Genomic DNA, 24,698 nt, shown 5'->3' with positions numbered 1-24,698 from the left:
TTGTTACGTTATTTCTTTCGTTTCTTCAAACTTTTCTGATAGGCATAAAGCTTATGAATCTCTTCCTTAAATTCATGCAGAAGTACAATGCTTTTACCATTTGAATAACGCACCGTATTATAAGCATCTATAATAATATCACTTTGAATATTTACATCTTCTTCATCATTTATTCTTTCTAGCCAAGCCTCAACAGTTTCTCCCCGTTTTCTATTTAAAGGAGGGGTTAACTTACTCTCTAGCTTGAAAATTTCCTTCCGAATTTCGTTATGCGGCGGTTTATTTCGTTTAAAACGATTTTGGTTCGTTCCTTCTTTATTAGTAATAATAGTAGATTCGAAGGCGGGCATATTTGGTAAACTGAATTGTTTTCGTTTTTTTACTATTTTCCAAACGACGTAAATAGCGATAGCTGTACATGCTATTATGGTAATGCTATTTATGAGTGTGGGGTCAAAATCAGGAAGTTTTTCCCCATTGTCTTCAATTTTAGGTTTTAAGAGATGCCCTTTACTTGCCCAAACCCCTTCAGTATCTTTCAATTCAGCTGCTACGAGAAATGGATTTATAACATAACCGACTCCTAACGCGACTACTTCTGTGATAAAGCTAAAAATAAGACGAATAAAAGGAAAAACTAAAACAAGTACTATACTCATTACACCAATCGTAATGATAGAAATGAAACGTAATAACTGTTGATTCCGATTTGCCCCAGTTAACCAAAATGTAATCATAATGTGTATAACTAATAGTAACAGCTTCCACAAAGGTGGAAAGGGCGCATAAAATATGGCTGAAATACTAAACCAAACAATACCGCCTAACGATTTTTGAACTGGATATCCTGGTCCGACTACATGTACGATAAAGAAGGAAAGCGGTAACATAATTGTGCCGAATAGAGAGAATGGGAGAAGGAAAGAACAACCAATTATTTGAGTAATGAACAGTATGACAAATCCTGTTGTTTTTTTATTCATAAATTTATGAATAAGAAATACGCCTACATAGCCTGTCGCTAAAAATATGGCAATAGCAACAAGGTCATCCCTTTCTGTTAATAATGAAAGGAGGAGAAGCAAAATAAAGTCATTAACGTGATAGAGCCAAGTTTTCAACCAATTCCACCATCCCTTCGCTATTAATGAGGAACGTTGGCTGCGAGAGAAGAGGGAGTTCATTTTTCTGTAAACCAATGTATATCATTGTAGACGAACGTTCTCTCTTTCTCGTTACATAATGAAGGAATCCTTGTTTCGGAAGTAACGTACTATCATCTGAAATACGTGCTAATTCTTCTAAAGCTTTTGCATATTGTGTTTGCCCTTCATGTAACGATAAATGTAATGCACCACCTTCTGCTAATACACTAATAAATAATTCAAACGGTATGTGATGCTTCGTTGCATATTGGCAAATGTATGTTGTGAATGAAATTAAATCTTCAACATTATCTTTCCAACCAAATCCACGATCGGCAGCTAAAGAAAGACAAATCGTCCAACTATAATTTTTTACAGGTTCAAATTGCTTCGCTTGTAATTCTTGCATTTTAGCAGATGCCTTCCAATGAATAGAGCGGAAAGACTCACGCTCATATCGCTTTACACCGATAATAGATGTTTCATCATTGTAAAAAGAAAAATTAGTTCGATAAGAACCAGTTAGAAGTTGCTGAAGTTCTTGCAAACCTGCTACTTCTTTAGGAGAAGGATACACAATAATTTCAGTTTTTAACTTATCGAAAACAGGTAAGTGTACATTTAATAAATGAAAAGGATCTTTTAAAACGCATTCGAACTGTTCAATTTGAAACACACCACGTTTCGTTGCGGTTAATGTTAAATCCCATTTTTGCGCCGAATGTGCAGGTTGTGAAAATGGAAAAGAGAATAACGTTTTTGATATTCGTTCAATTCCTTGATCTTTATGCTGTATAAGAGACGAATCTAAATGAAAATAACAAACACCATTAACGAGAGGGATATGTGCACCGTTTTTCAAATGAATAAAAAACTTTCCAGATTCATCAGGGAAAAGCCGAGTTGTTTGTCTCTCGTTTATAACTTCAAATTTTTTCTCTATGTAAGCGACATATTTATAAATGAAAATCGCAAATAAATAATAGGAGAAAAAGAGAAACATTATAATTCGTTGCGGCATAAAAAAGGTAAATAGTATAGCGCCTGGCACAGTTAGTTGAATAATATGGAGTTGAAAAAATAAAGGTACAGTTACAACACGCTGTCCATTCATGCTTGCTCAATCTCCACAGGTACGTCAACTTCTTTTAAAATACTTTGCATTATATCATTTTTAGTCGTGCGCAGGGCACCTTCCATTGATAAGACAATACGGTGATTCCAAACAGAAGGAGTTAAAAATTGTATATCTTCAGGGGTGCAATATTCTCTCCCGCGTAAGAAGGCTAATGCTTGAACTGCGCGCACTAAAGAAAGTGTGGCACGTGGGCTTACACCGTTAGCGATGTAATCGTGATTTCGAGTAGCTTGTGCAAGTTTAATTATGTAATGTTCTAACGGTTCTGATATGAAAATTTCTTTTATTCGTTTCTGTGATTCTAATATATCTTCTAAAGAGATAACAGGTGTGACACGTTCTAGCGGTATATCGTTACGAAAACGTCGCATCATTTGTAACTCATCTTCAGGAGTTGGATAACCGATTGAAATCGTCATTAAAAAGCGATCAAGCTGTGCATCTGGAAGAGAGAAAGTCCCTTGTGATTCAATTGGGTTTTGCGTTGCAATAACAAAGAACGGTTTTGGGAGAGGAGTAGACAGTTTTTCAAGCGTCACTTGTCGCTCTTCCATCGCTTCTAACAAACTAGATTGTGTTCTCGGCATTGCACGGTTAATTTCATCTGCTAGCAAAATGTTTGTCATAACGGGTCCAATTCTTAACTCAAATTCACTTGTTTTTGGGTTAAAGTATTCAATACCTGTTACATCACTTGGAAGTACATCAGGGGTAAATTGAACACGAGAAAAACTACCGCCAATACTTTTTGACATGGTTTTCGCCAGTAACGTTTTCCCAGTACCAGGCACGTCTTCGAGTAGTACATGTCCATCAGCAAGCAGTGAAACAAGCAGTAGATCAATAACATTTTCTTTACCAACAAACACAGATCCTATGTTTTCTTTCAATTTATTTATCATATGTACCATTCCTTTCAGTATAAAAGAGCTAATATTTCTATATTTTAACAAATTATTCAGAAAATTAGTATGATTTTTTAATTCAAAGAAATAGATATTTAATTATTAAATTAAGCTTGCATATTTTGGAATATGATTATACAATATCGGTATACGATGTATCGTTAGTCGATATATCATAAGGCGATGTATCGGAGGTAGTTATAATGAATGCGAAGGCGCAAAAATATATTCCGTTAACTGAGGCGACATACTACATATTATTGTCACTTGTAAAGCCAATGCATGGTTATGGAATTATGCAAATGGTAGAAGAGATGACAAATGGAGAAGTAAAACTCGGTCCTGGTACGTTATACGGGAATACGACGAAATTACTAAAAGAAAAATTAATTGTTGAAGTTGCCTCTACAGATAGAAAGAAGTGCTATGAGTTAACAACGTTTGGGAGAGAAGTGTTAGAGCTCGAGTATAACAGGTTACAGAGATCTGTAAGGAATGGGAATAGTATATTAGGGGAGTGAATGGAATATGGAGACAAAGAAGTTATTCAAACCTTTCGCGATATGGAGCTTGGAAAAAGAAGAAGCTTTTTTAAGAAAAATGCATCAAAAAGGATGGGCTTTACAAAAGTATAATGTAATGTATACGTTTAAGAAAACTGAACCGAAAGATGTAATATATAAAGCGGATTTTAGACTGGATTATATAGATTCGAAAGAAAAACAACTAGAATATATTGATATATATGAAATGTGTGGCTGGAAACATGTAACGAGTTTTGCGAAATGGAATTATTTCTGTAAAGAAGTAGACGAGGAAAATGAGTTACCTGATATTTATTCAGACAAAGAAACGAAGATACAAAAACTTGTTGAATTGATACAGTTCGTTGCAATTATGTTTGTAACGTTAATTCCAGTGCTTTACTTATGTTTTCTTGGAGTATCAGAATCAGGATTATATAGAGGTATGGTAGGGTTTTTAGTTTGTATATATTCATATGCGTTTATTAATTTATTTAGAAAGCTTAAAAAAATGAAAAAGGAAATATTTTAACAAAGAGTGATATTCTTAGAGAAGATATATTGGGAAATCATCTTCTCTAATCTTTATATATATTTATTTTGTTCATTCTTTTTTACATAATAAAAGACTACCTTTTTAATTCATAGAATTAACAGTTACAAAGATAATACCAGTAACAATACCTAAAAAAATCATAAATGAAGAAGAAATAATTAATAATAAAGAATTAGCAATAAATATCACTTTATTAGATTTTTGATTTTTAAAATGGTAATAAAGTAAAAGACCACAAATAGTAGAAACAATCCATATTGTTAGACCGTAAGGAGTCGTTATTTTTTCAAAATCGAAGATCCAAAAGTAAAAGATGACTATGTGGCAAGTTACTAGTATAAATGTTGATGGAAGCATTATCTTTTTATTTAAAATCATTTGTTTTACCTCCCTTATGTAAATATTACCAAAAGGGTATGGGTTTTAATATATAATAAGGAAGAAATACATCTTTAATTAACTTATTAAATGGAAAAATCCCTTATAGAAAAATCTATTTCTACAAGGGATAATAATGTTTTTATTAGAAAGACTGATTTTGCGCAGGTTTAATAAATTGTTCTGGGTTTTCAACAAGTCCGCATACAGCACACTGGACACGGTATGTAGGTCCTTGATAGGCCATATGAAAAGCATTCATCGTTTCATTTGTGTATTCTTCTTCTACTTGACCAGTTTGTGGATTTAATTTGACTGGTTTTACTTGTTGTTCAAGAATATTAAAGCGAGTACGGTTCGTTTTACAGCTTGGACATAGCATTGGTTCCATATGTATACACCTCCATTTGTATCATTTCTTAAAATCTTTAATTTTATGCAAGCAAAAAACTTTCTCAATATAAATAGGTGTTTAATGTATTTAAAATTCAGAAAAAATAAAATATAATAAAAGCACGAACTGGTTATGTCCAAACCAAATCTCCTGTTTTATGCCAATAAGCTGGGGGGCCGAGAAATCGGCCTCATTTTTTTTGCTCATTACTACAAGGAACAAGGTTTTTGTGAGACTTTTGTCGAAATTTTAGGGATAGATATAAAGGGGGATGTAAAATGGATTTGAAAATGAAGTACATCATTTTATATGTAGAAAAGTTTGAGGAATGTTTAAAATTCTATAAAGATATTTTACAGTTACCTATAAAAGCAGAGCATGGTACATATATTGAATTTAATACTGGAACTACCATTTTAGCGATGAATACGCGGCAAGATGTGAAAGAATTAACAGGACTACCGCTTACAGAAGGTGAATTAAAGTCTTCTCATTTCGAATTAGGATTCGTTGTTGAGAATGTACAAGAAACGATTGAGCAATTTAGAGAACAAGGAATCAAGATTTTAGTTGAACCTATTGTAAAACCGTGGGGACAAACAATTGCCTACATTGCTGATCCAGATGGAAATTATATTGAAATTTGCAGTTCATTAGAATAGAGGGAGAAAGAGAGATGGGATTTCCAAAACTAGAAACAGAACGTTTACTCTTAAGAGAACTTACACTATTAGATGCAGAAACGATGTTCCAATATTTTTCGAAAGAATCAGTTATACGTTATTTCGGAATGGATTCTTTTGAAAATATTGAGCAAGCGAAAACAACGATTCAAACGTTTAAAAATCGTTATGAAGAGGGCAGTGTATTTCGCTGGGGAATCGAGAAAAAAGGGACGGGCCAATTAATCGGAACGTGCGGATTTCATTTAATTAATAATAATCATAAACGAGCTGAAATTGGTTATGAATTAGATGATACATATTGGGGACAAGGATATGCATCGGAAGCATTACAAGCGATTTTAGCTTACGGATTTGAAATGCTGCAACTGATAAGAATCGCAGCGGTTGTATATGTAGAAAATAAAGCTTCTCAAAAGTTGTTAATAAAAGCAGGATTTCAAGAAGAAGGATTACTTCGAAAACATATGATTCAAAATGGAGTTGCTCATGATACCATTTTATATTCTTTATTAAAAGAAGAGTGGAAGAAGTAATGAGTACAAACGAACTTATAACGATTATGAAGAATCATAGGGAAAATAGATTCATTTTAGGTATAGATGGTTTAAGTCGTTCAGGAAAAACAACATTCGTAGCAAATTTAAAAGAAAATATGAAACAAGAAGGCATTCCGTTTCATATTTTCCATATTGATGATCATATAGTGGAGCGTAATCGACGCTATTATACAAACCATGAAGAATGGTATGAGTATTATTGTTTACAGTGGGATATTACATACTTGAGGCAGAAGTTTTTTCAGAAGTTACAACATGAGACAAAATTAACTTTGCCTTTTTATCAAGAGGAAACAGACTCATGTGAAATGAAAAAAGTACAGATTCCTATTGTAGGCGTAATTGTTATTGAAGGAGTTTTTCTGCAGCGAAAAGAATGGAGAGATTTCTTTCATTATATGGTCTATTTGGACTGTCCAAGAGAGACAAGGTTTCTACGTGAGAGTGAGGAGACACAGAAAAACCTTTCAAAGTTTGAAAATAGGTATTGGAAAGCAGAGGATTATTACTTAGAAATGGAATCACCGAGGGATAGGGCGGATTTAGTCATTAAATGATTTGAACATAGAAGGTGAATAGAATGAATATTTTATGGGATTTTGATGGGACGTTATTTGATACGTATCCTGCATATACAATGATGCTTTCTGAAATATTAGGTGATTCAGTAGAAAAACAAGAAATATACAAGAACTTAAAAATATCATACTCTCATGCAATTCAGTATTATAATATTTCATGCGAGCAGGAAGAAAAGATTAAAGTTTTGAAGGGAAAATTCACGTCAAAAGATATGAAACCTTTTGCAGGTGTCGAAGAGGTTTTGAAATTTGCAAATAAAAATGTGATTATGACCCATAAACATAGGGAAGGGGTTATGGGCATTTTAAACTATTACGGCTGGGAAAAATACTTCGTAGATATGGTTACAATTGACGATGGCTTTCCTCGAAAGCCAAACTCTTTAGCTTATAATCATCTGCATAAAAAATACAATATTGATTTAGCTATTGGAGATAGAGAATTAGATTTATTACCTGCAAAAGAATTAGGTATTTCAACATGTATGTTTCAAGGTAATTGTGATGTAGCGGATTATTCTTTATCACATTACTCGGAGTTTTTTAAGGTAGTGAGTGATAGAGAGTTTTCTTTATAAAAAAAGTTATTAATAAAGACTGTATCTTTCATTTTAAAGGTACAGTCTTTATTTTTTAGAGCTATTATATACCAATTGCCGTGGATTAAAGAATGATTGTATATCTTTAGTAAAGAAATAGTCAGGTTAGTTGTTAGATAGAAATAAACTGACAGATAAAGTGATAGTGTCCGTTTTATCTGCTTTTTATCATAACCAAATTATGGTTATTCATGCTAATATAAACTCATAGCTATATAGAAGGGGTGGGATTAGTATGAAAACAGAAATAGTTCCTAAAAAGAAGTACAGTATAATAAGCTATATATCTTTACTCATCGGCATTTTGTGTTTTCTATTCGTTTTTATAACGCCAACAAGGATAGCGAATGCAGGTAATATAGTTGGAGATTATATTACAATTGCCCTGACAGGTGTAGGTATCATGCTTTCAATAATCACAATGACGAAAAAAACAGAGAAGAAGGGGATTGCTATCCTTTCATTAATACTGTCCTCATCATTTTTTATATTTTGGATCATAGCGATTATCCTATTGTTTACTGGTCAAATTAGTTTTGCGCCGTAATGTGAAATAAAAAGAGTCCTTTTCGTATGATAACGGGTATAGTTAAATAGCGTTCTAAATAATAAGATAAATGGAAAATTTATGTTAAAATAATTATAGAGATTGTGAAAAAATGTTCTTAAACTAGCGTTCAGATTACTTTAAGAAGGTTTTTTCAAAGGAAATGGTAAATATCATATTTTGAAGGGGTGATTGTAGTGGATTAAGTGATTTTTTTAATCTTGGTTAAATACTTTGAAGATAGGGGTTTATAACTATGAATACAAAACTAATAATAGTAGAAGGGTTACCTGGATTTGGAAAATCAACCACTGCAAAGCTAATAAATGAAATTCTAAGCCAAAATAAAATTGAAGTTGAACTATTTTTAGAGGGAAATTTGAACCACCCAGCCGACTATGATGGTGTATCTTGTTTTAATAAATTTGAGTTCAATAGATTATTATCTAACAGTGGAGATTTTAAAGAAGTGCTCCTTAAGAAAGTTCTAAAAAAAGGAAGCAATTATTTATTACCATACAGAAAGATGAAAAATGAGTTTGGTGACCAGTTTTCGGACGAATTATTTAACATTATTTTAAAAAATGATATATACGAATTACCATTCGATAAAAATGTTGAATTAATTGCTGACAAATGGAATGACTTTACTGAAATCGCTCTAGAAGACAATAAGGTTTATATCTTTGAATGTTGTTTCATACAAAATCCATTAACTATTGGGATGATTAAATATGGTGAACAAAAAGAAAAAATAATAAATTATGTAATGAAAGTTGCAAAAATCATAGAGAATTTAAACCCAATGTTATTGTATGTAGAACAAGATAATCTTGAATTTTCATTTAGGAAGGCGTTAAAAGAAAGAACTCCAGAATGGTCCACAGGAATTATCGACTATTACACTAACCAAGGCTATGGGAAAGAACATCACCATTCAGGTGTAGAAGGAGCGATAAAAGTTCTTGAAGCTAGAAGGAATTTAGAATTAGAAATATTCGATATGTTAAAAATGAAAAAAGAAACAATCAATAATACAAAATATGAAATTGACTCATATAGGTCAATGTTAAAAGATAAGTTAGCCATACAAATGGTGAAATAGCTTTTTACACTAACTGGTGCTTTAGTTGAAGAAGGAAATAAAAAACGCTCAGAATATTTTCTGAGCGTTTTAGTTTGTTATTTCTAATGTTTATTAGCATTTTTCTCTTCCTAAACTGAACCCATTACTCGTATGAAGGACTCTTTTTATTCGGTATCTTTAGGTTGATATTCTAAAATATCCCCCGGTTGGCATTCTAATGCTTTACATATTGCTTCTAAAGTTGAAAAACGGACTGCTTTTGCTTTTCCATTTTTCAAGATAGAAAGGTTAGCCATTGTAATTCCAACCTTCTCCGAAAGTTCTGTTACACTCATTTTTCTTTTTGCTAACATTACATCAATATTAATAATAATTGCCATATTATTCACCTCAGACCGTTAAATCATTTTCTGATTTTATATCTATAGCATCTTTTAATAGTCTTTGGAGAACGGCAGCAAAGACCGCGATTACCATTGAAGCAAAAATCATAATCATTCCGATAATAATAATGCCAGGGGCATCATCTCTCTCTGCCACGAGATAGAAAAGTGGCATACCTAATACATATAATACACTAATTGCCAATGCGCTGTACTTAATATTTTTTAAAGCTTGAACAGATAACTCTGAGAATGCGTTGTTTTTATCAATATAGTTTAAAAGCTTAAATGTTTGGTACAGTGCGAAGTAATAAGGTATTGCTGTTGCGTATAAATTGATAAATACAAGATATTTAATATATGAAATATCTGGATATAATTCTGCGGCGAAATTTCCTATTTTAGGGACTAAAAAAATGCACATAGCAAGAACGGGGATTCCGATCAGAATCACAACGGTCTTTAAAAAGAGTGTGGATCCTTGTTTCATAAAAAGCACCTCATTTATTTATTATCTTATTAATTTAACATGAAATTTATTGTTTAACAATAAATTTTTATTCCTTTTAATCGAGGATTTATTGTTAAACAAGTAATTAATGAAAAGGATGCTAAATCTTTTTTATAAGATAGATGACACATACCGGTATTTAATTAAGGAAAGAAAGAGAAAGTAACTATTGTTAGCTTTATAAGAATTGGGAACTAATAAAACATATGTAGGTTGTGGAATGAAAAAGGAAATAAGGTGTATTGAAATGAATGCAAAGTTTATGGAGGAACAATCATGGTTAATTATGGTGTGAAGATGAAAAAATTACTATTAGTGGGAGCTATAATAGTAAGCGTATTAAGTACGGAAAGTATGATGAATTATCATGCGGCCAAAGCTAAGGTGAAAAAAGTAGAACACCAGCCTAAAAATATAATTATGATGGTTATGGACGGAACGAGTTCAACGGCGACAACATTGGCTCGCTGGTATAAAGGGGCACCGCTTACGTTAGATCAAATTGTAACAGGAGGTGTTCGTACGTTTTCGGCGGAATCAGCTATTACAGACTCAGCGCCAGCAGCAACAGCATTAGCAACTGGAAATAAATCGAATTCAGGATATGTAGGCGTACTACCTTCTATTGTAAATTCACCTAACTTAAAGCCAATAAAAGAAGAGGACAAGTTACGGCCGGTCGCAAACGTATTGGAAGGTGCAAAACGTACTGGCCGTGCAACTGGAATTGTTGCTACATCTGAAATTCAGCATGCTACTCCGGCGGGATTCTCGGCTCACCATGTCAATCGCAAGCAATTTGACGTAATTGCGAAGCAGCAAGTATATCAAAATATAGATGTCGTATTAGGCGGGGGAAAAGCGGCGCTGCTACCTATGAAAAGTAATGGAATCCGAAAAGATGGTGAAAATTTAGTAAAGGTGATTCAAGACAAAGGATACGATTTTGTTGAAACGAAAGATGCGTTATTGAACTCCAAATCTAATAAAATTTGGGGCTCTTTCTCAAATCATGCTCTTGCGTTTGATATAGATCGTATAGCAACAAATCCAGAACAACCAACACTTTCTCAAATGACAGAAAAAGCAATTCAAACATTATCAAAAGACAAAGATGGTTTCTTTTTATTCGTAGAAGGTAGTAAGCCTGATTGGGCAGCGCATGCTAATGATCCAATTGGGATGATTAGTGATGTATTGGCATTTGATGAAGCGGTAGCAAAGGCATTACAATTTGCGAAGAAAGATGGGGATACGATGCTCATAGCTTTAACTGATCATGGTAACAGCGGTATCTCTATAGGGAATAGAAATACGACAAAAGGATACAATACTACACCGGTTTCTGCATACATTGATTCATTGAAAAAGGCGAAAATGACACTTGAAGGAACTATAAATAAACTGAAATCTGATTTATCAAATGTAGAAGATGTAGCTAAACTATACGGTTTGGATAATCTAACTCATGATGAAAAAGAAAAATTAAAAGCGGCAAAAAAGAAAATGGATGTAGGACGAATTCTTACTATATTATTGGCTAATCGTGCAAATATCGGCTTTACGACAGGAGGACATACAGGTGAGGATGTATTTTTACATTCTTATGGACCTCAAAAACCAGAAGGCTTAATCCAAAATACAGACATTGCGAAGACGATGGCGAAAGCGATGGGCTTTAACTTAGAAGAAGTAACGAATAAAATATTTTTAGAGAGTGAACAAGCCTTTAAGAAAGTCGGTGCAACTGTAACAGCTGACAAAACCGAAGGAGCAAACTCGTTACTCGTGGTAAAACATAATAAAGTAGAAGCACAACTATTTGGTAACAAAAATATAATTCGTATCAATGGTAAAGGGTATGAATTAGGAAGTATTATTGTAGAGAGTAATGGAAAGTGCTATGTACCAGAAGAAGCAATTCAACTATTTGTAAAGCATTCTCGTTAAAAAATTGCTAACCAGTTAAGCTAACTGGTGGCAATTTTTTGCGTTTATTCTAAATATAAGGGTTCGGATTGTTTTGGAAAGTTTTCCAGATGAGACTTGTATAAATGTTAAAGGGGAATTATATTTTTTTCTTACATTAAAAAATTTCGTTTTGTAGAATAGAGAATTTATACATATAGTAAAGTCTAATGTATTATCAATTAATATTTATGAAAAATATATTAATACTTTAGAGTTTCTTTAATTTTCATTATTTCTTATTTAATATTATTCGTTATATTTATAATATGTTTATTTCAATTTATCGTATTGTAGCGCAGTTTCATATAATTATAAAGCAAGCATCAAAATAAAATCTCCACTAGAGTAAATTTATTATTTTTTTGCGTCTTTTTTATCCCGCTATTTGCTGGGCAGTAAGACCCCCACCTCAAAATTCAGCGAAAGCAAAGAAGTTAGGCGGGGATCGGGCTGCCTGTAAAAGCCCGATTGGTGAGGGCTGATTAAAGTTTCACTTTATTTACGAAAATTATTATGCAGCTAAGAAAACTGTAGTTCATTGAATTAGAGGTATATTAGAATTTAGTTGAAGAAAGAGAGAGGGAATAAAATGAATATAGTGCACTTACGTCCTAAACAGCGGTCTAAGTATCGCATTATGCTAGGGACGTGGTATTACTCTACAAAGAGATACATTCAGTGGTTAGTAGACGGAAAAACATATGCAAAAAGGCTCCAACAAGAAAAGCTACCTTGTACAGCAATTCAGCACCGAACGATATTACTTCGTAAGCTCAAAGATGTAGATATGTGGTATCAACAGAATAAGGTTGTTAATTTGAAAATTGCTGTTAAAAAACTAAATGGTATCGTCATTAGACCAGGAGAAACATTTTCTTACTGGCGTTTAATAGGTAAGCCTACGAGGAAAAAAGGGTATGTAGAAGGTATGGTATTACACTACGGATCTTTTCAAACAGGTATTGGAGGAGGTCTTTGTCAGCTTTCGAATTTAATATATTGGATGACTTTACATACACCACTGACAGTAACAGAACGATATCGTCATAGCTTTGATGTCTTTCCTGATTCTAGGCGAACTCAACCGTTTGGGAGTGGAGCGACTTGTTCCTATAACTATTTGGATTTACAAATTAAAAATGAAACGGACCAACCGTATCAACTTCACCTTTATATGACAGATGAATATTTAGTTGGTGAATGGAGAACAGTCTATCCGCAACTTTATCAATATGAAGTGTATGAGAAAGAACACTCAATTCAACCTGCATACTGGGGCGGTTATATACGACATAATGTGATTCAACGTAAAGTATATAATCAACAGAAACAGTTAATAGAAGATCAATATGTAACGGAGAATCACGCTATAATGATGTACGAACCACTATTAGCTTGTAATAATGAGAATAGTGAGTAATGTGGTAATCCATAGATTAAATAGTATAGAAAATATTTAATTCTTATTTTTATTAAAAAAATATAAATCTCAGATTTACTGGATTTTGATTGTAACTAAGAACATATAAAAGTTCACTGTTATTTATAGGAGAGCCTGTTTGTTTTTCTATCTTTTGTATTTCACTCTGCATAAAAAAATATTTCTCAACATTTTATTTGTTGAAAAAGATTGAATATTCGTATTATAACGAATATTATGTTGTTATCGGCAAAAAACGATAATTTGCAGACACTGGGGAGGAAATACATTGAAAAAGAAAAAGAAATTAAAACCATTAGCGGTATTAACAACAGCAGCGGTACTAAGTAGTACGTTTGCTTTTGGAGGTCACGCAGCGTATGCTGAGACACCAACATCATCTCTACCAATAGATGAGCACTTAATACCGGAGGAGCGTTTGGCAGAAGCGCTAAAACAACGGGGGGTAATTGATCAATCTGCATCACAAGCTGAGACGTCAAAAGCTGTCGAAAAATATGTTGAGAAAAAGAAAGGGGAAAACCCTGGGAAAGAAATCTTAACAGGAGATAGTCTTACACAAGAAGCTTCTGATTTTATGAAAAAAGTAAAAGATGCAAAAATGAAGGAAAATGAACAGGCACAGCAGCCTGAAATAGGTCCAGTAGCTGGACAAGGTGCAGCATTAAATCCAGGGAAATTAAATGGAAAAGTACCTACTACATCAGCGAAGCAAGAAGAATACAATGGAGCTGTTCGAAAAGATAAAGTACTTGTTTTACTTGTAGAATTTAGCGATTTTAAGCATAACAATATTGATCAAGAGCCAGGATACATGTATTCTAAGGACTTTAATCGTGAACATTATCAAAAAATGTTATTTGGTGATGAACCATTCACTTTATTTGATGGATCGAAGATTAACACATTTAAGCAATATTATGAAGAACAATCTGGTGGTAGCTATACAGTTGATGGGACTGTAACAGAATGGCTTACTGTTCCAGGAAAAGCATCAGATTATGGTGCTGATGCGGGTACTGGGCATGATAACAAGGGGCCTTTAGGACCAAAAGATTTTGTGAAAGAAGCATTAAAAGCAGCGGTAGCAAAAGGAATCAATTTAGCAGACTATGACCAATTTGATCAATACGATCAAGATGGTGATGGAAATAAAAATGAGCCAGATGGAATTATTGATCATTTAATGGTTGTACATGCTGGCGTTGGTCAAGAAGCTGGCGGCGGTAAATTGAAAGATGATGCGATTTGGTCACATCGTTCAAAACTAGGTTCAAAACCATATGCAATTGATGGCACGAAATCTTCTGTTTCGAACTGGGGCGGAAAGATGGCTGCATACGATTATACAATCGAGCCTGAAGACGGAGCGGTTGGTGTGTTTGCACATGAGTATGGCCATGATTTAGGCTTACCAGATGAATATGATACAAAGTACTCAGGACAAGGTGAACCTGTTGAGTCATGGTCTATTATGAGTGGTGGTAGCTGGGCTGGAAAAATTGCAGGAACAGAGCCAACGAGTTTCTCACCACAAAATAAAGAGTTTTTCCAAAAGAATATGAAGGGGAATTGGGCGAATATCCTTGAAGTAGATTATGACAAACTTAGCAAAGGCATCGGTGTTGCGACATATGTAGATCAAAGTACTACAAAATCTAAACGACCTGGAATCGTTCGTGTTAACTTGCCGGACAAAGATATAAAAAATATCGAATCGGCGTTTGGTAAGAAGTTCTATTATAGTACAAAAGGAAATGACATTCATACAACACTTGAGACACCAGTATTTGACTTAACAAATGCAAAGGATGCTAAGTTCGATTATAAGGCATTTTACGAACTTGAAGCGAAGTATGATTTCCTTGACGTATATGCGATTGCAGAAGATGGAACGAAGACACGCATTGATAGAATGGGCGAAAAAGATGTAAAAGGCGGCGCGGATACAACTGATGGTAAGTGGGTTGATAAATCATACGATTTAAGCCAATTCAAAGGAAAAAAAGTAAAACTGCAATTTGAGTACTTAACAGATATTGCAGTAGCTTATAAAGGATTTGCGTTAGATAATGCAGCATTAACTGTAGATGGAAAAGTTGTTTTCTCTGATGATGCAGAAGGTCAGCCAGCAATGACGTTAAAAGGCTTTACTGTGTCTAACGGATTTGAACAGAAAAAACATAATTACTATGTAGAGTGGAGAAATTACGCTGGTTCTGACACTGCGTTACAACATGCACGTGGCCCAGTATTTAATACAGGAATGGTTGTATGGTATGCGGATCAAAGCTTTACAGATAACTGGGTAGGCGTTCATCCAGGTGAAGGGTTCTTAGGAGTAGTAGATTCCCATCCAGAGGCAATTGTAGGGACATTAAACGGACAACCTACTGTGAAGAGCAGTACGCGTTATCAAATTGCCGATGCGGCATTCTCATTTGATCAAACACCAGCATGGAAAGTAAATTCACCAACTCGCGGTATCTTTGATTATAAAGGATTACCAGGAGTGGCAAAATTTGATGATTCTAAGCAATATATCAACAGCATCATTCCTGATGCAGGACGTAAGTTGCCGAAACTAGGACTGAAGTTTGAAGTAGTAGGCCAAGCTGAAGACAAGTCTGCAGGTGCGGTTTGGCTTCATCGATAAAATAAGGTAAAACGAAGAGGAGCTGCCACAAGTCGGTGAAACTGACTTATGACAGCTCTTTTCTTCTTGTGAAAAAACTCTCTGTTTTTTTATGTACTTATTGGAAAAATTCGAAGTTTCTTTGATACATAAAATGCTCCGTCTGTCCAATTATAGAAGCTATTTTGGACGTAAGAAATTTGTAAGTAATGAGTAAGAAAAAAGAGATTTTCATAGTATAAAATATTTATTATAGCTACTTTTAACACCTGATACTAATAGTGTGCTATAATATGAATTAGCAACAAAAAGGAAAGGAATTAGAACAATGACCTTAGAAAATACTAAAAATTTAAAAAAACAAGTTGCTCCTTTTGAAAAATCAACGATTAAAAAAAGTGTTTGGCAACTGATCAACACAATCGTGCCATTTATTATTTTATGGTACCTTGCTTATAAAAGTTTGTCAGTTTCTTATTGGTTAACATTAGTTCCAGCACTGTTAGCCGCTGGATTTATGACAAGGATTTTCATTATTTTTCATGATTGCACCCATTATTCGTTCTTTAAAAGTCGACGTGCAAATAGAATAGTTGGAACGTGTATGGGTGTTTTAACATTATTCCCATTTGATCAGTGGGGGCATGAACATTCTATTCACCACGCTACAAGTGGTAATTTGGATAAGAGGGGTACAGGGGATATTTGGACGCTTACAGTTGATGAATATGTAGCTGCACCATTTAGACTCCGTTTAGCATATCGTTTATATCGCAATCCATTCGTTATGTTTGGGTTAGGCCCGATTTATGTTTTCCTGCTTAAAAATAGATTTAACCGAAAAGGTGCTAGAAAAAAAGAACGTATGAACACTTATTTAACGAATATTTTAATCGTTGCTATTATAGGAATGCTTTGCTGGGCAATTGGATGGCAATCGTTTCTTTTAGTACATGGTTCTATATTTTTAATAGCAGGTTCAGTAGGGATTTGGTTGTTTTACGTACAGCACACATTTGAGGATTCTTATTTTGAAGAGGATAAAGATTGGGAATATGTGAAAGCGGCAGTGGAAGGAAGTTCTTTTTATAAGCTTCCTAAAATTTTGCAATTTCTAACGGGTAATATTGGATTCCATCATGTTCACCATTTAAGCCCAAGAGTACCTAACTATAAACTAGAAGAGGCACACAATAATACGCTTCCGTTAAAAAATGTACCAACGATTACGCTTGCTACAAGCTTACAATCACTACGTTTCCGCCTTTGGGATGAGAAAAGTAACAATTTTGTTAGCTTTAAAGATGTCAAAAATATAATTAAAAATAATGTTTCTGTTCGAGTGAAATCTGAACTATAATTGCATCGTATATAATACTCCCCTTAATCATTTTCGATTTAAGGGGAGTTTGTGTTTAAAGAGTAGATGCCAGATAAGAAGAAAATTTACATAATTCAAATTGTAATTGAAGCAGATTAGGAATAGCTCGTACGTAAGTACAAATATAAGATGACAGTAAATGCATTATGTTAACAAATTTATAGTAAATGGGGAATCGTACAACATTATATCCAAAAATAAGAAAAAACTTGAACGGAAATTCCATTCATTTTTCTTGGTGTTCCTCATTCCATACACTTAAATAGGACGCATATTCTAATTCATCTGGATTCTTATGTAACATAGAAATGAATTCTAATTTATTTCCATCACAATCTAGAAAGTATACACTTGCAGCAGGCATCCACCTTTGGACAATTGGCTTTTGATTTCCTTTTCCTTGACTTCCTATCACTGCTATTCCACGTTCCTCTAACCACGCTTTAGAAGTCATTAAAAACTCTAAATTTACACCAAAAGCAAAATGTCTCGGCTCAAAGTCTTCAATGTTATGTACTTCCCATAGTCCAAGCATTTGTTGTTTATTTTCTCCGACCCAAAAGAAAGCCACTCTTCTTTTGGAGAATTTTCTTGCTAACGTTAATCCTAGCTTGTTTTGATAGAAATTTATTGCGTTTTCTAAATTTCTTACATGTAAATGAGTTTCGTATATGTTCTGTATTATTATGATCATTCCTTTCTTTATTGGTAACTACCAATTAAATAGTGAATGTAATTCTAAAGTTGAAATATGTATAAGCCTAGTAATGTACATCTATATCCGATATACCTATTTACTATTATATTGAAATTGGAATGTGATAAATCCCACTGAGGTAGTAAGTGTTTAAATGAACACTCTACTACTTTTGTAGGAGAGGGGATATATCTATTAAATTCAGATGAAATCATATTTAAATAATGAAAAACGCTATTCTTTTCGTAAGAATAGCGTTTTTTTATGTTTTTAAGTTGGTGGCCATAGGGTAGAATTTGAAAAATGAGGATTTACAAAGCTAAGAAGTTTAACTCCAAAAAAAAATCGATTTCCTGTGGAGTTAAAGGAATCGACTTTTTTATTTACCTTGATGTATTAACGCAGCTGTTAACTTAATAGTAAATAAGTAGAATCCACTATTTCTCCCAAAGTTCGATCAATCGACCTTCAGGATCCTTAATCCAAATAAACTGTCCAAATTCACTGATTTCTTCTTTCTTCTCAAGAGGTACACCAATATTCTCAAGATGCTTTATAGTCTCGTTTAGATTATGTACTTCGAAATTTAACATCACTTGTTGTTCTTTTGGAAAATAATTGTCATTCTCTGTAAAGAAAGAAAAGATGGTCTCATTTCCTAACTGGGGTTTAATCACAGTTCCATTCCAATCTTCTATATCAAGTTTCAACACTTCACTGTACCATTTTTTTATAACTTCAAGATTCTTAGTTCTCCAAAATATTCCTCCAAAACCTTTTATCATCGTATCTAACTCCTGTCTGTCTTTAAATATATATTAAATATATCAAAACAAAACAGTAATAGTAAGCAGAATCATCAACTTATGAATAGTAAAAATAGTAATTGTTAGTATTATAGTATTTACTACATTAACACTTTCTACAACATCATTAGCAGAACTTGAAATTTCGGGAAAGGTATAGAAATGCTCATTTTTCAACCCAAAGTTCACCTGAGCAATCCAGAACTTAAAGTGTTATAAATAATTCTTTCAATAGTAGGGGGAAATGAGAGAAGGAACGATAAAAGACCACACATGAAGTGAAACGCCATGTGTGGTCTTTTATGTATCGTCAAATATTAGGAAGTCTCGCTAATTTTAGTTTCACTATGAGTGTTAGTAGAATTTCTTTTCTTAACTTTAAAGTGATAGTAAGTGTAGCAAAAGATGATAAATGGGACAGTGCAATAGATTCCAAGTCGTTGTTCTGGGATAAAAATAAGACTGATTAATATAATGCCATACAATCCAAAACCAAGAATTGGTACGAGTGGATAAAGTGGCGTTTTAAATTTTAAGTCTTCTAATTTTCCGCCGTCTGCTAAATAATGTTTGCGGAAAAAGAATTGAGAAACACAAATTGACATCCAAACAATAATGGTAATGACTCCGGAAATTGAAATGAGCCACAAGTAAACAGTTTCAGCAGCTACTACGCTTGTCAAAAGAGAAAAAGCAGAAATAGCTATCGTCATGATTAAAGCGTTGAGAGGAATCCCACGTGATGATAATTTCTTTAAAAAGGCTGGAGCCATTTCGTTTTTTGATAAAGACCAAAGCATTCGAGTAGCAGCGTATAGTCCTGAGTTTGCAACAGAAAGAACAGCAGTAAGAATAACAAAGTTCATAATATCAGCTGCATATGGAATACCGATATTATCAAAAACAGCAACGAATGGGCTCTTTGTTAATCCAGCTTCTTCCCAAGGAATTAAAGCAACAAGAACAAAGATTGCTAAGACGAAGAAAAACATCGTGCGCCATATAATATTTCTAATAGAACGAGGTAAAGTTTTTGCTGGATCTTCACTTTCACCTGCTGCGATTCCAACAAGTTCTGTACCTTGGAAGGAATAGTTGACTGTAACCATTGTTAAAAGAATAGCGGCAAGTCCATTTGGGAATAAACCACCATGATTTACGAAATTTGATAATAGCGGAGCGGGTTCGTCACCTTTTAAATCAATAAAACCGAACATAGCGGCGCCGCCAAGAATAATGAAAGCGATAATGGCAGATACTTTTATACTTGAAAACCAAAATTCTGTTTCTGCATAACTACGAGCAGATAATGCGTTAATAGTGAAGATTGTAACGCCAAATATTAAACACCAAACCCAAACAGGAATATCAGGAAACCAGCGCTGCATTGTAATGCCGGCAGTTGTAAATTCAAGACCGGTCGTATTCGCCCAGCTTAACCAATACAACCATCCGATTGTAAAGCCAGTTGCAGGATTGATGAACTTAGTGGCATATTCTTGGAAAGAACCTGAAACAGGCATGGCTACAGCAAGTTCACCAAGACATAGCATAACGAAATACATTAATAATCCACCGGCCATAAAGGCAAGTACGGATCCGCCAGGTCCAGCTTGACTTATAATAAAGCCAGATCCGTTAAATAACCCCGTTCCAATCACACCACCGAGTGCAATCATGAATAAGTGTCTACTTTTCATCGTCCGTTTTAATTCATTGTTTGTATTGCTTACTTGCGCCATTGTTTTCCTCACTTTCATAGTTGATAGAATAAAGTTTGATGTTTTTCCGTATTATGGAATTTATTCCGTGATGTGAAATCTTGTTATAATTTTCAGATAATTAAAAAGAAAAGTCAATATTTTTTTGTTTGCGTTTTCAATTCTTTGTTAGTGATATGTTTTTATTGTTAGAAAATTAAATAAATAGATTGATTTCATTTCGAATGTTTGCTAAATTGATAGTTAATTAAGCATACTAACATATTACGAGTAAAGTTGAGGCGAGTTATGGTACAGTCCATTGATCGAGCGATAAGTATTATTAAATTATTGAATTCTACAAATGAAAAAGAGTATTGGGCTATTTCTGATATAGCTGATGGAACACATCTCCCGGTTAGTACAGTACATAGATTACTTAACTCTTTAATGGAGCATGGGTTAGTTACACAAATTTCAGAGACAAAACAGTACAAAATTGGACCAATGTGGATGGAAATAGGGTTACGTCAATTGGAGAAGGTAGACTACAGATCTGTTGCAAGAGAAGTGATGAAACGTTTAGCTGCTGAAGTGGAGGAAAGTGTCTATTTAAATATTCCAAACGGAACACATTCTATTATCATTGAAAGAATTGATAGTCCTTTAAAAATTCGAGTTATCGATAATCTAGGGGAACAAATTCCACTTTCAATTGGTGCCGCAAATAAAACGATGCTTGCCAATATGAAAACGAATGAAATGGAACATATTGTAGAAAATTTACTTTCTTCATTACCAGAACAAAAGCAAATTCTTCTTAATCAAATAAAGCAAATAAAAAATGAAGGATATGCTGTCAGTTATGGTGAAAAAACAGAAGGGACAGCTTCAGTAGCTGCACCTATAATCGGATTTAATCATAAAGTAGTAGGAGCATTAAGTGTTGGGTTAATTAGTCATCGTATTAATGATGATCGACTATCTTTTCTTATTAGCAAGGTAAAACAAGCGGCTCATGAAATATCAATAAAAATCGGCAGTACATCAGAACTATAATTTTGATAGCTGTCGTCATTTTTTATTCATATACTGGAATTAGTTTTCATAATGTGGAAAAATAGGGGGATTTATATGTCAAAGTGGCAATCAAAAGAACAATTGATTCAATTATTAAGCGGTCTTGTTGAAATTCCTAGTATTACCGGTTCAGAAGCTGAAGTAATATTGCCAGACTTTGTTGTGGAACAGTTATCTGATTTACAGTACTTCAAAGAAAACCCGCATCATTTACAAAAAAATCCGACAGGGGACGGACGATATTTTGTTACAGCACTAGTAAAGAAAAGCGATAGTATAAAAAATACTGTAATTCTAGTAAGTCACTTTGATGTTGTAGATGTACAAGATTACGGAGTGTGGAAAGAAGATGCATTTAATCCTAAAAAGTTAACATCTATGTTTTATTCTCATAAAGATGAACTTCCAGACCATGTACGTGAAGATATAGAACATGGGGAATGGCTGTTTGGTAGAGGAACAATGGATATGAAATGCGGTCTAGCATTACAAATGGCAATGATTGAACAAGCATGTGAAGGAAGATTCGATGGGAATGTTCTTTTATTGGCTGTACCAGATGAAGAAGTGAATTCTGTAGGGATGAGGGCCGCTGTTCCAAGACTGTTAGATTTAGCTAGAGAGCATAACTTAGATTATAAAACGGTCTTAAACTCAGAGCCTATGTTTTCAAGACATCCTGGTGACCAAAATAAGTATATTTACACTGGCTCTATTGGTAAAGTGTTACCTGGTTTTCTTTGCTATGGAAAAGAGACACATGTAGGTGAACCTTTTGCAGGCTTAAATGGGAGTTATATGGCTTCATTAATAACAGCAGAATTAGAGTTAAACACAGACCTTTGTGATATTGTAGAAGGGGAAGCGAGTCCTCCGCCAACTAACTTACTTCAAAGGGACTTAAAGGAGGATTATTCTGTACAAATTCCGCATCGTGCAGTTACATTATTTAATTTGTTTTTATTAGAAAAATCAATGACAGATGTAGTTTCATTGTTACGTCAAAAAGTAACGAAAGTAGCAGAGAAAATAGAAGAGTCGTATGAAAAACATGCATATCGTTTTTCTAAATATAATCCATTTATACCACCTAATCTTAAAGTAAATGTATTAACTTATGAAGAGCTTATCACATATGCAATTGAGCAACATGGACAAGAAAAAATAAATCATATTCAATCTAATATTATAAAAAATAGAGAAGATAAAGATGATCGTGCGGTAACGATTGATTTAGTAGATAAATTAGCGATTTTATGTAAAGAAAAGGCACCGATGATTGTACTTTTCTTCGCTCCGCCGTACTATCCAGCTGTGAGTTCGCGCAACAATCCTTTAATAAAAGAGGTAGTTGTAGAAATGGAAAAGTATGCACACTACAATCATAAGATTACATTTGAAAACCAAAATTATTTTGGGGGGATTTCAGATTTAAGCTATGTAGGCTTGCAGTATCCACTGGATTCAATGAGTTCTCTTGTAGACAATATGCCATTATGGGATAAAGGTTATTCAATTCCACTTCAGGAATTAGAAGAGTTTGATGTTCCAGTATTAAATATGGGGCCGGTAGGAAAAGATGCACATCAATGGACAGAACGTCTAGATGTAAACTACGCATTTGAAACACTAATAGATATGTTACCGAAATGCATTGAAAAATTATTAGTTTCTAATAAAATTACACAATCATAGTAGGGAATAGGTAAGGGATAAAACAGAACCTTTAAAGAAGATTCGAATGAAATTATTTTAATATAATTAAAAAGCGGAACGGCCAAGCTAAATTTTATATGAGTTTGGCCGTTTATCATGTAGTGAATTTTTAATTAAAATTATGTGAATTCATAGCTAACGTAATCTCTTTTATAGTTTTATTTTTTAGTTTGACCAGATAGTTCAACAGACTTTTGCGTACAACGTTGCATAGCTGAAATAATCGCTGTTCGTAATCCTTTTTCCTCTAATGTTGCTACAGCTTCTATTGTCGTTCCACCAGGAGAACAAACCATATCTTTCAATTCACCTGGATGTATTCCTGTTTCTAGTACCATTTTTGCAGAGCCTAACACAGCTTGAGCAGCGAATTTATATGCTTGATTTCTTGGCATACCATCTAGTACAGCAGCATCTGCCATCGCTTCTATAATCATATATACATAAGCTGGTGAAGAACCACTTACAGATGTTACAACATCCATTAATTTTTCACTTACGATCTCTGTTTGACCAAAACTATTGAAAATGTTTAGTACATCTTCTAAATCTTTTTCTGTCACCATTTCATTAGGGCATAATGCAGACATTCCTTCTCCAACAAGAGCAGGAGTATTAGGCATTACTCTTACAACCTTTAATTTTTTATTAAAGGCATTTTCAGTACTTTCAATACTTTTCCCAGCAGCGATCGTAATGATGATAGCATCGTTTTTGATTACTTCTTTTATTTCATTAATTATTGATGCGTATAGGTCTGGTTTGATTGATAAAATTAAAATATCAGCATTTTTAGCTACTTTATTGTTGTCGGTAGTTGTAGTTAGCCCATATTTTTCACTAGCATTTTTTAAATTAGCAGTGTTTAAATCTGAACAAATAATATGATTTGAAGACACTATATTTTTGTTTATCATTCCGCCAATCATAGCCATTCCCATATTTCCGCAACCGATGAATCCAATTTGTTTATCCATAATAACTCAATCTTGCTCCTTTTATAATCAATTATATCGGTTTGATATTATTTTCTTAGAATAAGAATAACATCCCTGTGCAATATAAAGAAACATTCTAAGAGAATATATTCCTTTTTGCAACACTAAAAGATAAAAATTAATTATATTCGACATTATGTAAATATATACACTATAATTTAAGATTTTATGTTTATGAATATGAGTTAAACTTATATCATTTTGTATTTTCATTCAGTAGGGCGATAATTTCATACAAATAACTTGTGGCTCTATTTATTTTTAAAAATACCTCTTGACACC

25 protein-coding genes are annotated in these 24,698 nt (G+C 33.6%); 14 read left to right on the top strand and 11 right to left on the bottom strand.

Features of this window, described 5'->3' with window-relative positions:
* Nucleotides 1–8: 8 nt before the first annotated feature.
* The 3 genes from AC1Q8L_RS17060 to AC1Q8L_RS17050 are packed head-to-tail and all read right to left on the bottom strand — an operon-like array spanning nucleotide 9 to nucleotide 3,185.
* Complete coding sequence (locus tag AC1Q8L_RS17060; RefSeq protein WP_000860512.1) at nucleotides 9–1,121, bottom strand: DUF4018 domain-containing protein; 1,113 nt, start codon at nucleotides 1,119–1,121, stop codon at nucleotides 9–11.
* Nucleotides 1,096–2,259 carry a DUF58 domain-containing protein gene (locus AC1Q8L_RS17055; RefSeq protein ID WP_001014381.1) on the bottom strand — a complete coding sequence of 388 codons (1,164 nt, stop codon included), beginning with the start codon at nucleotides 2,257–2,259 and terminating at the stop codon, nucleotides 1,096–1,098. The genes AC1Q8L_RS17060 and AC1Q8L_RS17055 overlap by 26 nt, the downstream gene beginning before the upstream one ends.
* The gene (locus AC1Q8L_RS17050) at nucleotides 2,256–3,185 is read right to left on the bottom strand and encodes an AAA family ATPase (RefSeq protein WP_000608795.1); all 930 of its coding nucleotides are present in this window, start codon (nucleotides 3,183–3,185) and stop codon (nucleotides 2,256–2,258) included. The genes AC1Q8L_RS17055 and AC1Q8L_RS17050 overlap by 4 nt, the downstream gene beginning before the upstream one ends.
* 206 nt (nucleotides 3,186–3,391) lie before the next feature.
* Between AC1Q8L_RS17050 and AC1Q8L_RS17045 the strand changes: the two genes are divergently transcribed.
* A complete protein-coding gene (locus AC1Q8L_RS17045; protein ID WP_000991893.1) occupies nucleotides 3,392–3,709 on the top strand; it encodes a PadR family transcriptional regulator in 318 nt (105 codons plus the stop codon).
* A gap of 79 nt (nucleotides 3,710–3,788) precedes the next feature.
* Entirely contained in the window at nucleotides 3,789–4,244 is a 456-nt protein-coding gene (locus AC1Q8L_RS17040) for a DUF2812 domain-containing protein (protein ID WP_307839223.1), read from the top strand.
* Nucleotides 4,245–4,349: 105 nt separating this feature from the next.
* On the opposite strand, the gene AC1Q8L_RS17035 is transcribed toward AC1Q8L_RS17040, so the two are convergent.
* Both AC1Q8L_RS17035 and AC1Q8L_RS17030 read right to left on the bottom strand, forming a co-directional pair.
* The gene (locus AC1Q8L_RS17035; RefSeq protein ID WP_000602670.1) at nucleotides 4,350–4,646 is read right to left on the bottom strand and encodes a hypothetical protein; all 297 of its coding nucleotides are present in this window, start codon (nucleotides 4,644–4,646) and stop codon (nucleotides 4,350–4,352) included.
* Nucleotides 4,647–4,791: 145 nt separating this feature from the next.
* Nucleotides 4,792–5,037, bottom strand: coding sequence for a hypothetical protein (locus AC1Q8L_RS17030; RefSeq protein WP_000433609.1), 246 nt, complete (start codon nucleotides 5,035–5,037; stop codon nucleotides 4,792–4,794).
* Between the two features lie 281 nt (nucleotides 5,038–5,318).
* Between AC1Q8L_RS17030 and AC1Q8L_RS17025 the strand changes: the two genes are divergently transcribed.
* The 6 genes from AC1Q8L_RS17025 (at nucleotide 5,319) to AC1Q8L_RS17000 (ending at nucleotide 9,115) form a co-directional block, all read left to right on the top strand.
* Nucleotides 5,319–5,702 carry a VOC family protein gene (locus AC1Q8L_RS17025; RefSeq protein WP_000364497.1) on the top strand — a complete coding sequence of 128 codons (384 nt, stop codon included), beginning with the start codon at nucleotides 5,319–5,321 and terminating at the stop codon, nucleotides 5,700–5,702.
* A 14-nt stretch (nucleotides 5,703–5,716) separates the two neighbouring features.
* Complete coding sequence (locus AC1Q8L_RS17020) at nucleotides 5,717–6,259, top strand: GNAT family N-acetyltransferase (protein ID WP_000506652.1); 543 nt, start codon at nucleotides 5,717–5,719, stop codon at nucleotides 6,257–6,259.
* Nucleotides 6,259–6,840, top strand: coding sequence for a kinase (locus tag AC1Q8L_RS17015; protein WP_000106123.1), 582 nt, complete (start codon nucleotides 6,259–6,261; stop codon nucleotides 6,838–6,840). The genes AC1Q8L_RS17020 and AC1Q8L_RS17015 overlap by 1 nt, the downstream gene beginning before the upstream one ends.
* 23 nt (nucleotides 6,841–6,863) lie before the next feature.
* Nucleotides 6,864–7,442, top strand: a complete 579-nt coding sequence (locus tag AC1Q8L_RS17010; RefSeq protein WP_001024246.1) for an HAD-IA family hydrolase — start codon at nucleotides 6,864–6,866, stop codon at nucleotides 7,440–7,442.
* 256 nt (nucleotides 7,443–7,698) lie between these two features.
* Nucleotides 7,699–8,010 (top strand): hypothetical protein, encoded by a 312-nt coding sequence (locus AC1Q8L_RS17005; RefSeq protein ID WP_000845548.1) that lies wholly within the window; start codon nucleotides 7,699–7,701, stop codon nucleotides 8,008–8,010.
* Between the two features lie 256 nt (nucleotides 8,011–8,266).
* Nucleotides 8,267–9,115 (top strand): P-loop NTPase family protein, encoded by an 849-nt coding sequence (locus AC1Q8L_RS17000; protein WP_001093199.1) that lies wholly within the window; start codon nucleotides 8,267–8,269, stop codon nucleotides 9,113–9,115.
* A gap of 146 nt (nucleotides 9,116–9,261) precedes the next feature.
* Here AC1Q8L_RS17000 and AC1Q8L_RS16995 read toward each other — a convergent pair whose 3' ends face one another.
* Both AC1Q8L_RS16995 and AC1Q8L_RS16990 read right to left on the bottom strand, forming a co-directional pair.
* Nucleotides 9,262–9,477, bottom strand: coding sequence for a helix-turn-helix domain-containing protein (locus AC1Q8L_RS16995; RefSeq protein WP_000974623.1), 216 nt, complete (start codon nucleotides 9,475–9,477; stop codon nucleotides 9,262–9,264).
* Nucleotides 9,478–9,487: 10 nt separating this feature from the next.
* Entirely contained in the window at nucleotides 9,488–9,970 is a 483-nt protein-coding gene (locus AC1Q8L_RS16990; RefSeq protein WP_000809125.1) for a DUF2975 domain-containing protein, read from the bottom strand.
* Between the two features lie 297 nt (nucleotides 9,971–10,267).
* Here AC1Q8L_RS16990 and AC1Q8L_RS16985 point away from each other — a divergent pair, with 297 nt between their 5' ends.
* From AC1Q8L_RS16985 to desA, 4 genes are all read left to right on the top strand, one after another.
* A complete protein-coding gene (locus tag AC1Q8L_RS16985) occupies nucleotides 10,268–11,941 on the top strand; it encodes an alkaline phosphatase (protein ID WP_000248720.1) in 1,674 nt (557 codons plus the stop codon).
* A 610-nt stretch (nucleotides 11,942–12,551) separates the two neighbouring features.
* On the top strand, nucleotides 12,552–13,382 hold the full coding sequence (locus AC1Q8L_RS16980; RefSeq protein WP_016081140.1) for a VanW family protein: 831 nt from the start codon (nucleotides 12,552–12,554) through the stop codon (nucleotides 13,380–13,382).
* A gap of 289 nt (nucleotides 13,383–13,671) precedes the next feature.
* On the top strand, nucleotides 13,672–16,059 hold the full coding sequence (locus tag AC1Q8L_RS16975; protein ID WP_000727445.1) for an immune inhibitor A domain-containing protein: 2,388 nt from the start codon (nucleotides 13,672–13,674) through the stop codon (nucleotides 16,057–16,059).
* Between the two features lie 307 nt (nucleotides 16,060–16,366).
* A complete protein-coding gene (gene desA / locus AC1Q8L_RS16970) occupies nucleotides 16,367–17,398 on the top strand; it encodes a Delta(5) desaturase DesA (RefSeq protein ID WP_000171498.1) in 1,032 nt (343 codons plus the stop codon).
* Nucleotides 17,399–17,645: 247 nt separating this feature from the next.
* On the opposite strand, the gene AC1Q8L_RS16965 is transcribed toward desA, so the two are convergent.
* From AC1Q8L_RS16965 to AC1Q8L_RS16955, 3 genes are all read right to left on the bottom strand, one after another.
* Nucleotides 17,646–18,104 (bottom strand): VOC family protein, encoded by a 459-nt coding sequence (locus AC1Q8L_RS16965; RefSeq protein ID WP_033657522.1) that lies wholly within the window; start codon nucleotides 18,102–18,104, stop codon nucleotides 17,646–17,648.
* Nucleotides 18,105–18,553: 449 nt separating this feature from the next.
* Nucleotides 18,554–18,901, bottom strand: a complete 348-nt coding sequence (locus AC1Q8L_RS16960; protein WP_000589591.1) for a VOC family protein — start codon at nucleotides 18,899–18,901, stop codon at nucleotides 18,554–18,556.
* Nucleotides 18,902–19,239: 338 nt separating this feature from the next.
* Nucleotides 19,240–20,664 (bottom strand): amino acid permease, encoded by a 1,425-nt coding sequence (locus AC1Q8L_RS16955; protein WP_000079995.1) that lies wholly within the window; start codon nucleotides 20,662–20,664, stop codon nucleotides 19,240–19,242.
* Nucleotides 20,665–20,931: 267 nt separating this feature from the next.
* On the opposite strand from AC1Q8L_RS16955, the gene AC1Q8L_RS16950 reads away from it, so the two are divergent.
* Nucleotides 20,932–21,681 (top strand): IclR family transcriptional regulator, encoded by a 750-nt coding sequence (locus tag AC1Q8L_RS16950; RefSeq protein WP_000250751.1) that lies wholly within the window; start codon nucleotides 20,932–20,934, stop codon nucleotides 21,679–21,681.
* A 51-nt stretch (nucleotides 21,682–21,732) separates the two neighbouring features.
* Nucleotides 21,733–23,397 (top strand): M20/M25/M40 family metallo-hydrolase, encoded by a 1,665-nt coding sequence (locus AC1Q8L_RS16945; protein WP_115609908.1) that lies wholly within the window; start codon nucleotides 21,733–21,735, stop codon nucleotides 23,395–23,397.
* 179 nt (nucleotides 23,398–23,576) lie between these two features.
* Here the strand turns inward: AC1Q8L_RS16945 and proC are convergent, their stop codons facing one another.
* Nucleotides 23,577–24,395, bottom strand: coding sequence for a pyrroline-5-carboxylate reductase (gene proC / locus AC1Q8L_RS16940; RefSeq protein WP_000360722.1), 819 nt, complete (start codon nucleotides 24,393–24,395; stop codon nucleotides 23,577–23,579).
* Nucleotides 24,396–24,698 lie beyond the last annotated feature (303 nt).

The sequence above is a fragment of the Bacillus sp. GW823-FHT06A11 genome, assembly GCF_058795355.1.
The sequence above is the reverse complement of the archived record's forward strand: the minus strand, read 5'-3'. Positions and strand labels throughout refer to the sequence as shown.

Coding starts and splice junctions, on each gene's coding strand:
- AC1Q8L_RS17055 (WP_001014381.1), bottom strand. CDS start 2,259: ATGAATGGACAGCGTGTTGTAACTGTACCTTTATTTTTTCAACTCCAT.
- AC1Q8L_RS17050 (WP_000608795.1), bottom strand. CDS start 3,185: ATGATAAATAAATTGAAAGAAAACATAGGATCTGTGTTTGTTGGTAAA.
- AC1Q8L_RS17045 (WP_000991893.1), top strand. CDS start 3,392: ATGAATGCGAAGGCGCAAAAATATATTCCGTTAACTGAGGCGACATAC.
- AC1Q8L_RS17040 (WP_307839223.1), top strand. CDS start 3,789: ATGCATCAAAAAGGATGGGCTTTACAAAAGTATAATGTAATGTATACG.
- AC1Q8L_RS17035 (WP_000602670.1), bottom strand. CDS start 4,646: ATGATTTTAAATAAAAAGATAATGCTTCCATCAACATTTATACTAGTA.
- AC1Q8L_RS17030 (WP_000433609.1), bottom strand. CDS start 5,037: ATGGAACCAATGCTATGTCCAAGCTGTAAAACGAACCGTACTCGCTTT.
- AC1Q8L_RS17025 (WP_000364497.1), top strand. CDS start 5,319: ATGGATTTGAAAATGAAGTACATCATTTTATATGTAGAAAAGTTTGAG.
- AC1Q8L_RS17020 (WP_000506652.1), top strand. CDS start 5,717: ATGGGATTTCCAAAACTAGAAACAGAACGTTTACTCTTAAGAGAACTT.
- AC1Q8L_RS17015 (WP_000106123.1), top strand. CDS start 6,259: ATGAGTACAAACGAACTTATAACGATTATGAAGAATCATAGGGAAAAT.
- AC1Q8L_RS17010 (WP_001024246.1), top strand. CDS start 6,864: ATGAATATTTTATGGGATTTTGATGGGACGTTATTTGATACGTATCCT.
- AC1Q8L_RS17005 (WP_000845548.1), top strand. CDS start 7,699: ATGAAAACAGAAATAGTTCCTAAAAAGAAGTACAGTATAATAAGCTAT.
- AC1Q8L_RS17000 (WP_001093199.1), top strand. CDS start 8,267: ATGAATACAAAACTAATAATAGTAGAAGGGTTACCTGGATTTGGAAAA.
- AC1Q8L_RS16995 (WP_000974623.1), bottom strand. CDS start 9,477: ATGGCAATTATTATTAATATTGATGTAATGTTAGCAAAAAGAAAAATG.
- AC1Q8L_RS16990 (WP_000809125.1), bottom strand. CDS start 9,970: ATGAAACAAGGATCCACACTCTTTTTAAAGACCGTTGTGATTCTGATC.
- AC1Q8L_RS16985 (WP_000248720.1), top strand. CDS start 10,268: ATGGTTAATTATGGTGTGAAGATGAAAAAATTACTATTAGTGGGAGCT.
- AC1Q8L_RS16980 (WP_016081140.1), top strand. CDS start 12,552: ATGAATATAGTGCACTTACGTCCTAAACAGCGGTCTAAGTATCGCATT.
- desA (WP_000171498.1), top strand. CDS start 16,367: ATGACCTTAGAAAATACTAAAAATTTAAAAAAACAAGTTGCTCCTTTT.
- AC1Q8L_RS16960 (WP_000589591.1), bottom strand. CDS start 18,901: ATGATAAAAGGTTTTGGAGGAATATTTTGGAGAACTAAGAATCTTGAA.
- AC1Q8L_RS16955 (WP_000079995.1), bottom strand. CDS start 20,664: ATGGCGCAAGTAAGCAATACAAACAATGAATTAAAACGGACGATGAAA.
- AC1Q8L_RS16950 (WP_000250751.1), top strand. CDS start 20,932: ATGGTACAGTCCATTGATCGAGCGATAAGTATTATTAAATTATTGAAT.
- AC1Q8L_RS16945 (WP_115609908.1), top strand. CDS start 21,733: ATGTGGAAAAATAGGGGGATTTATATGTCAAAGTGGCAATCAAAAGAA.
- proC (WP_000360722.1), bottom strand. CDS start 24,395: ATGGATAAACAAATTGGATTCATCGGTTGCGGAAATATGGGAATGGCT.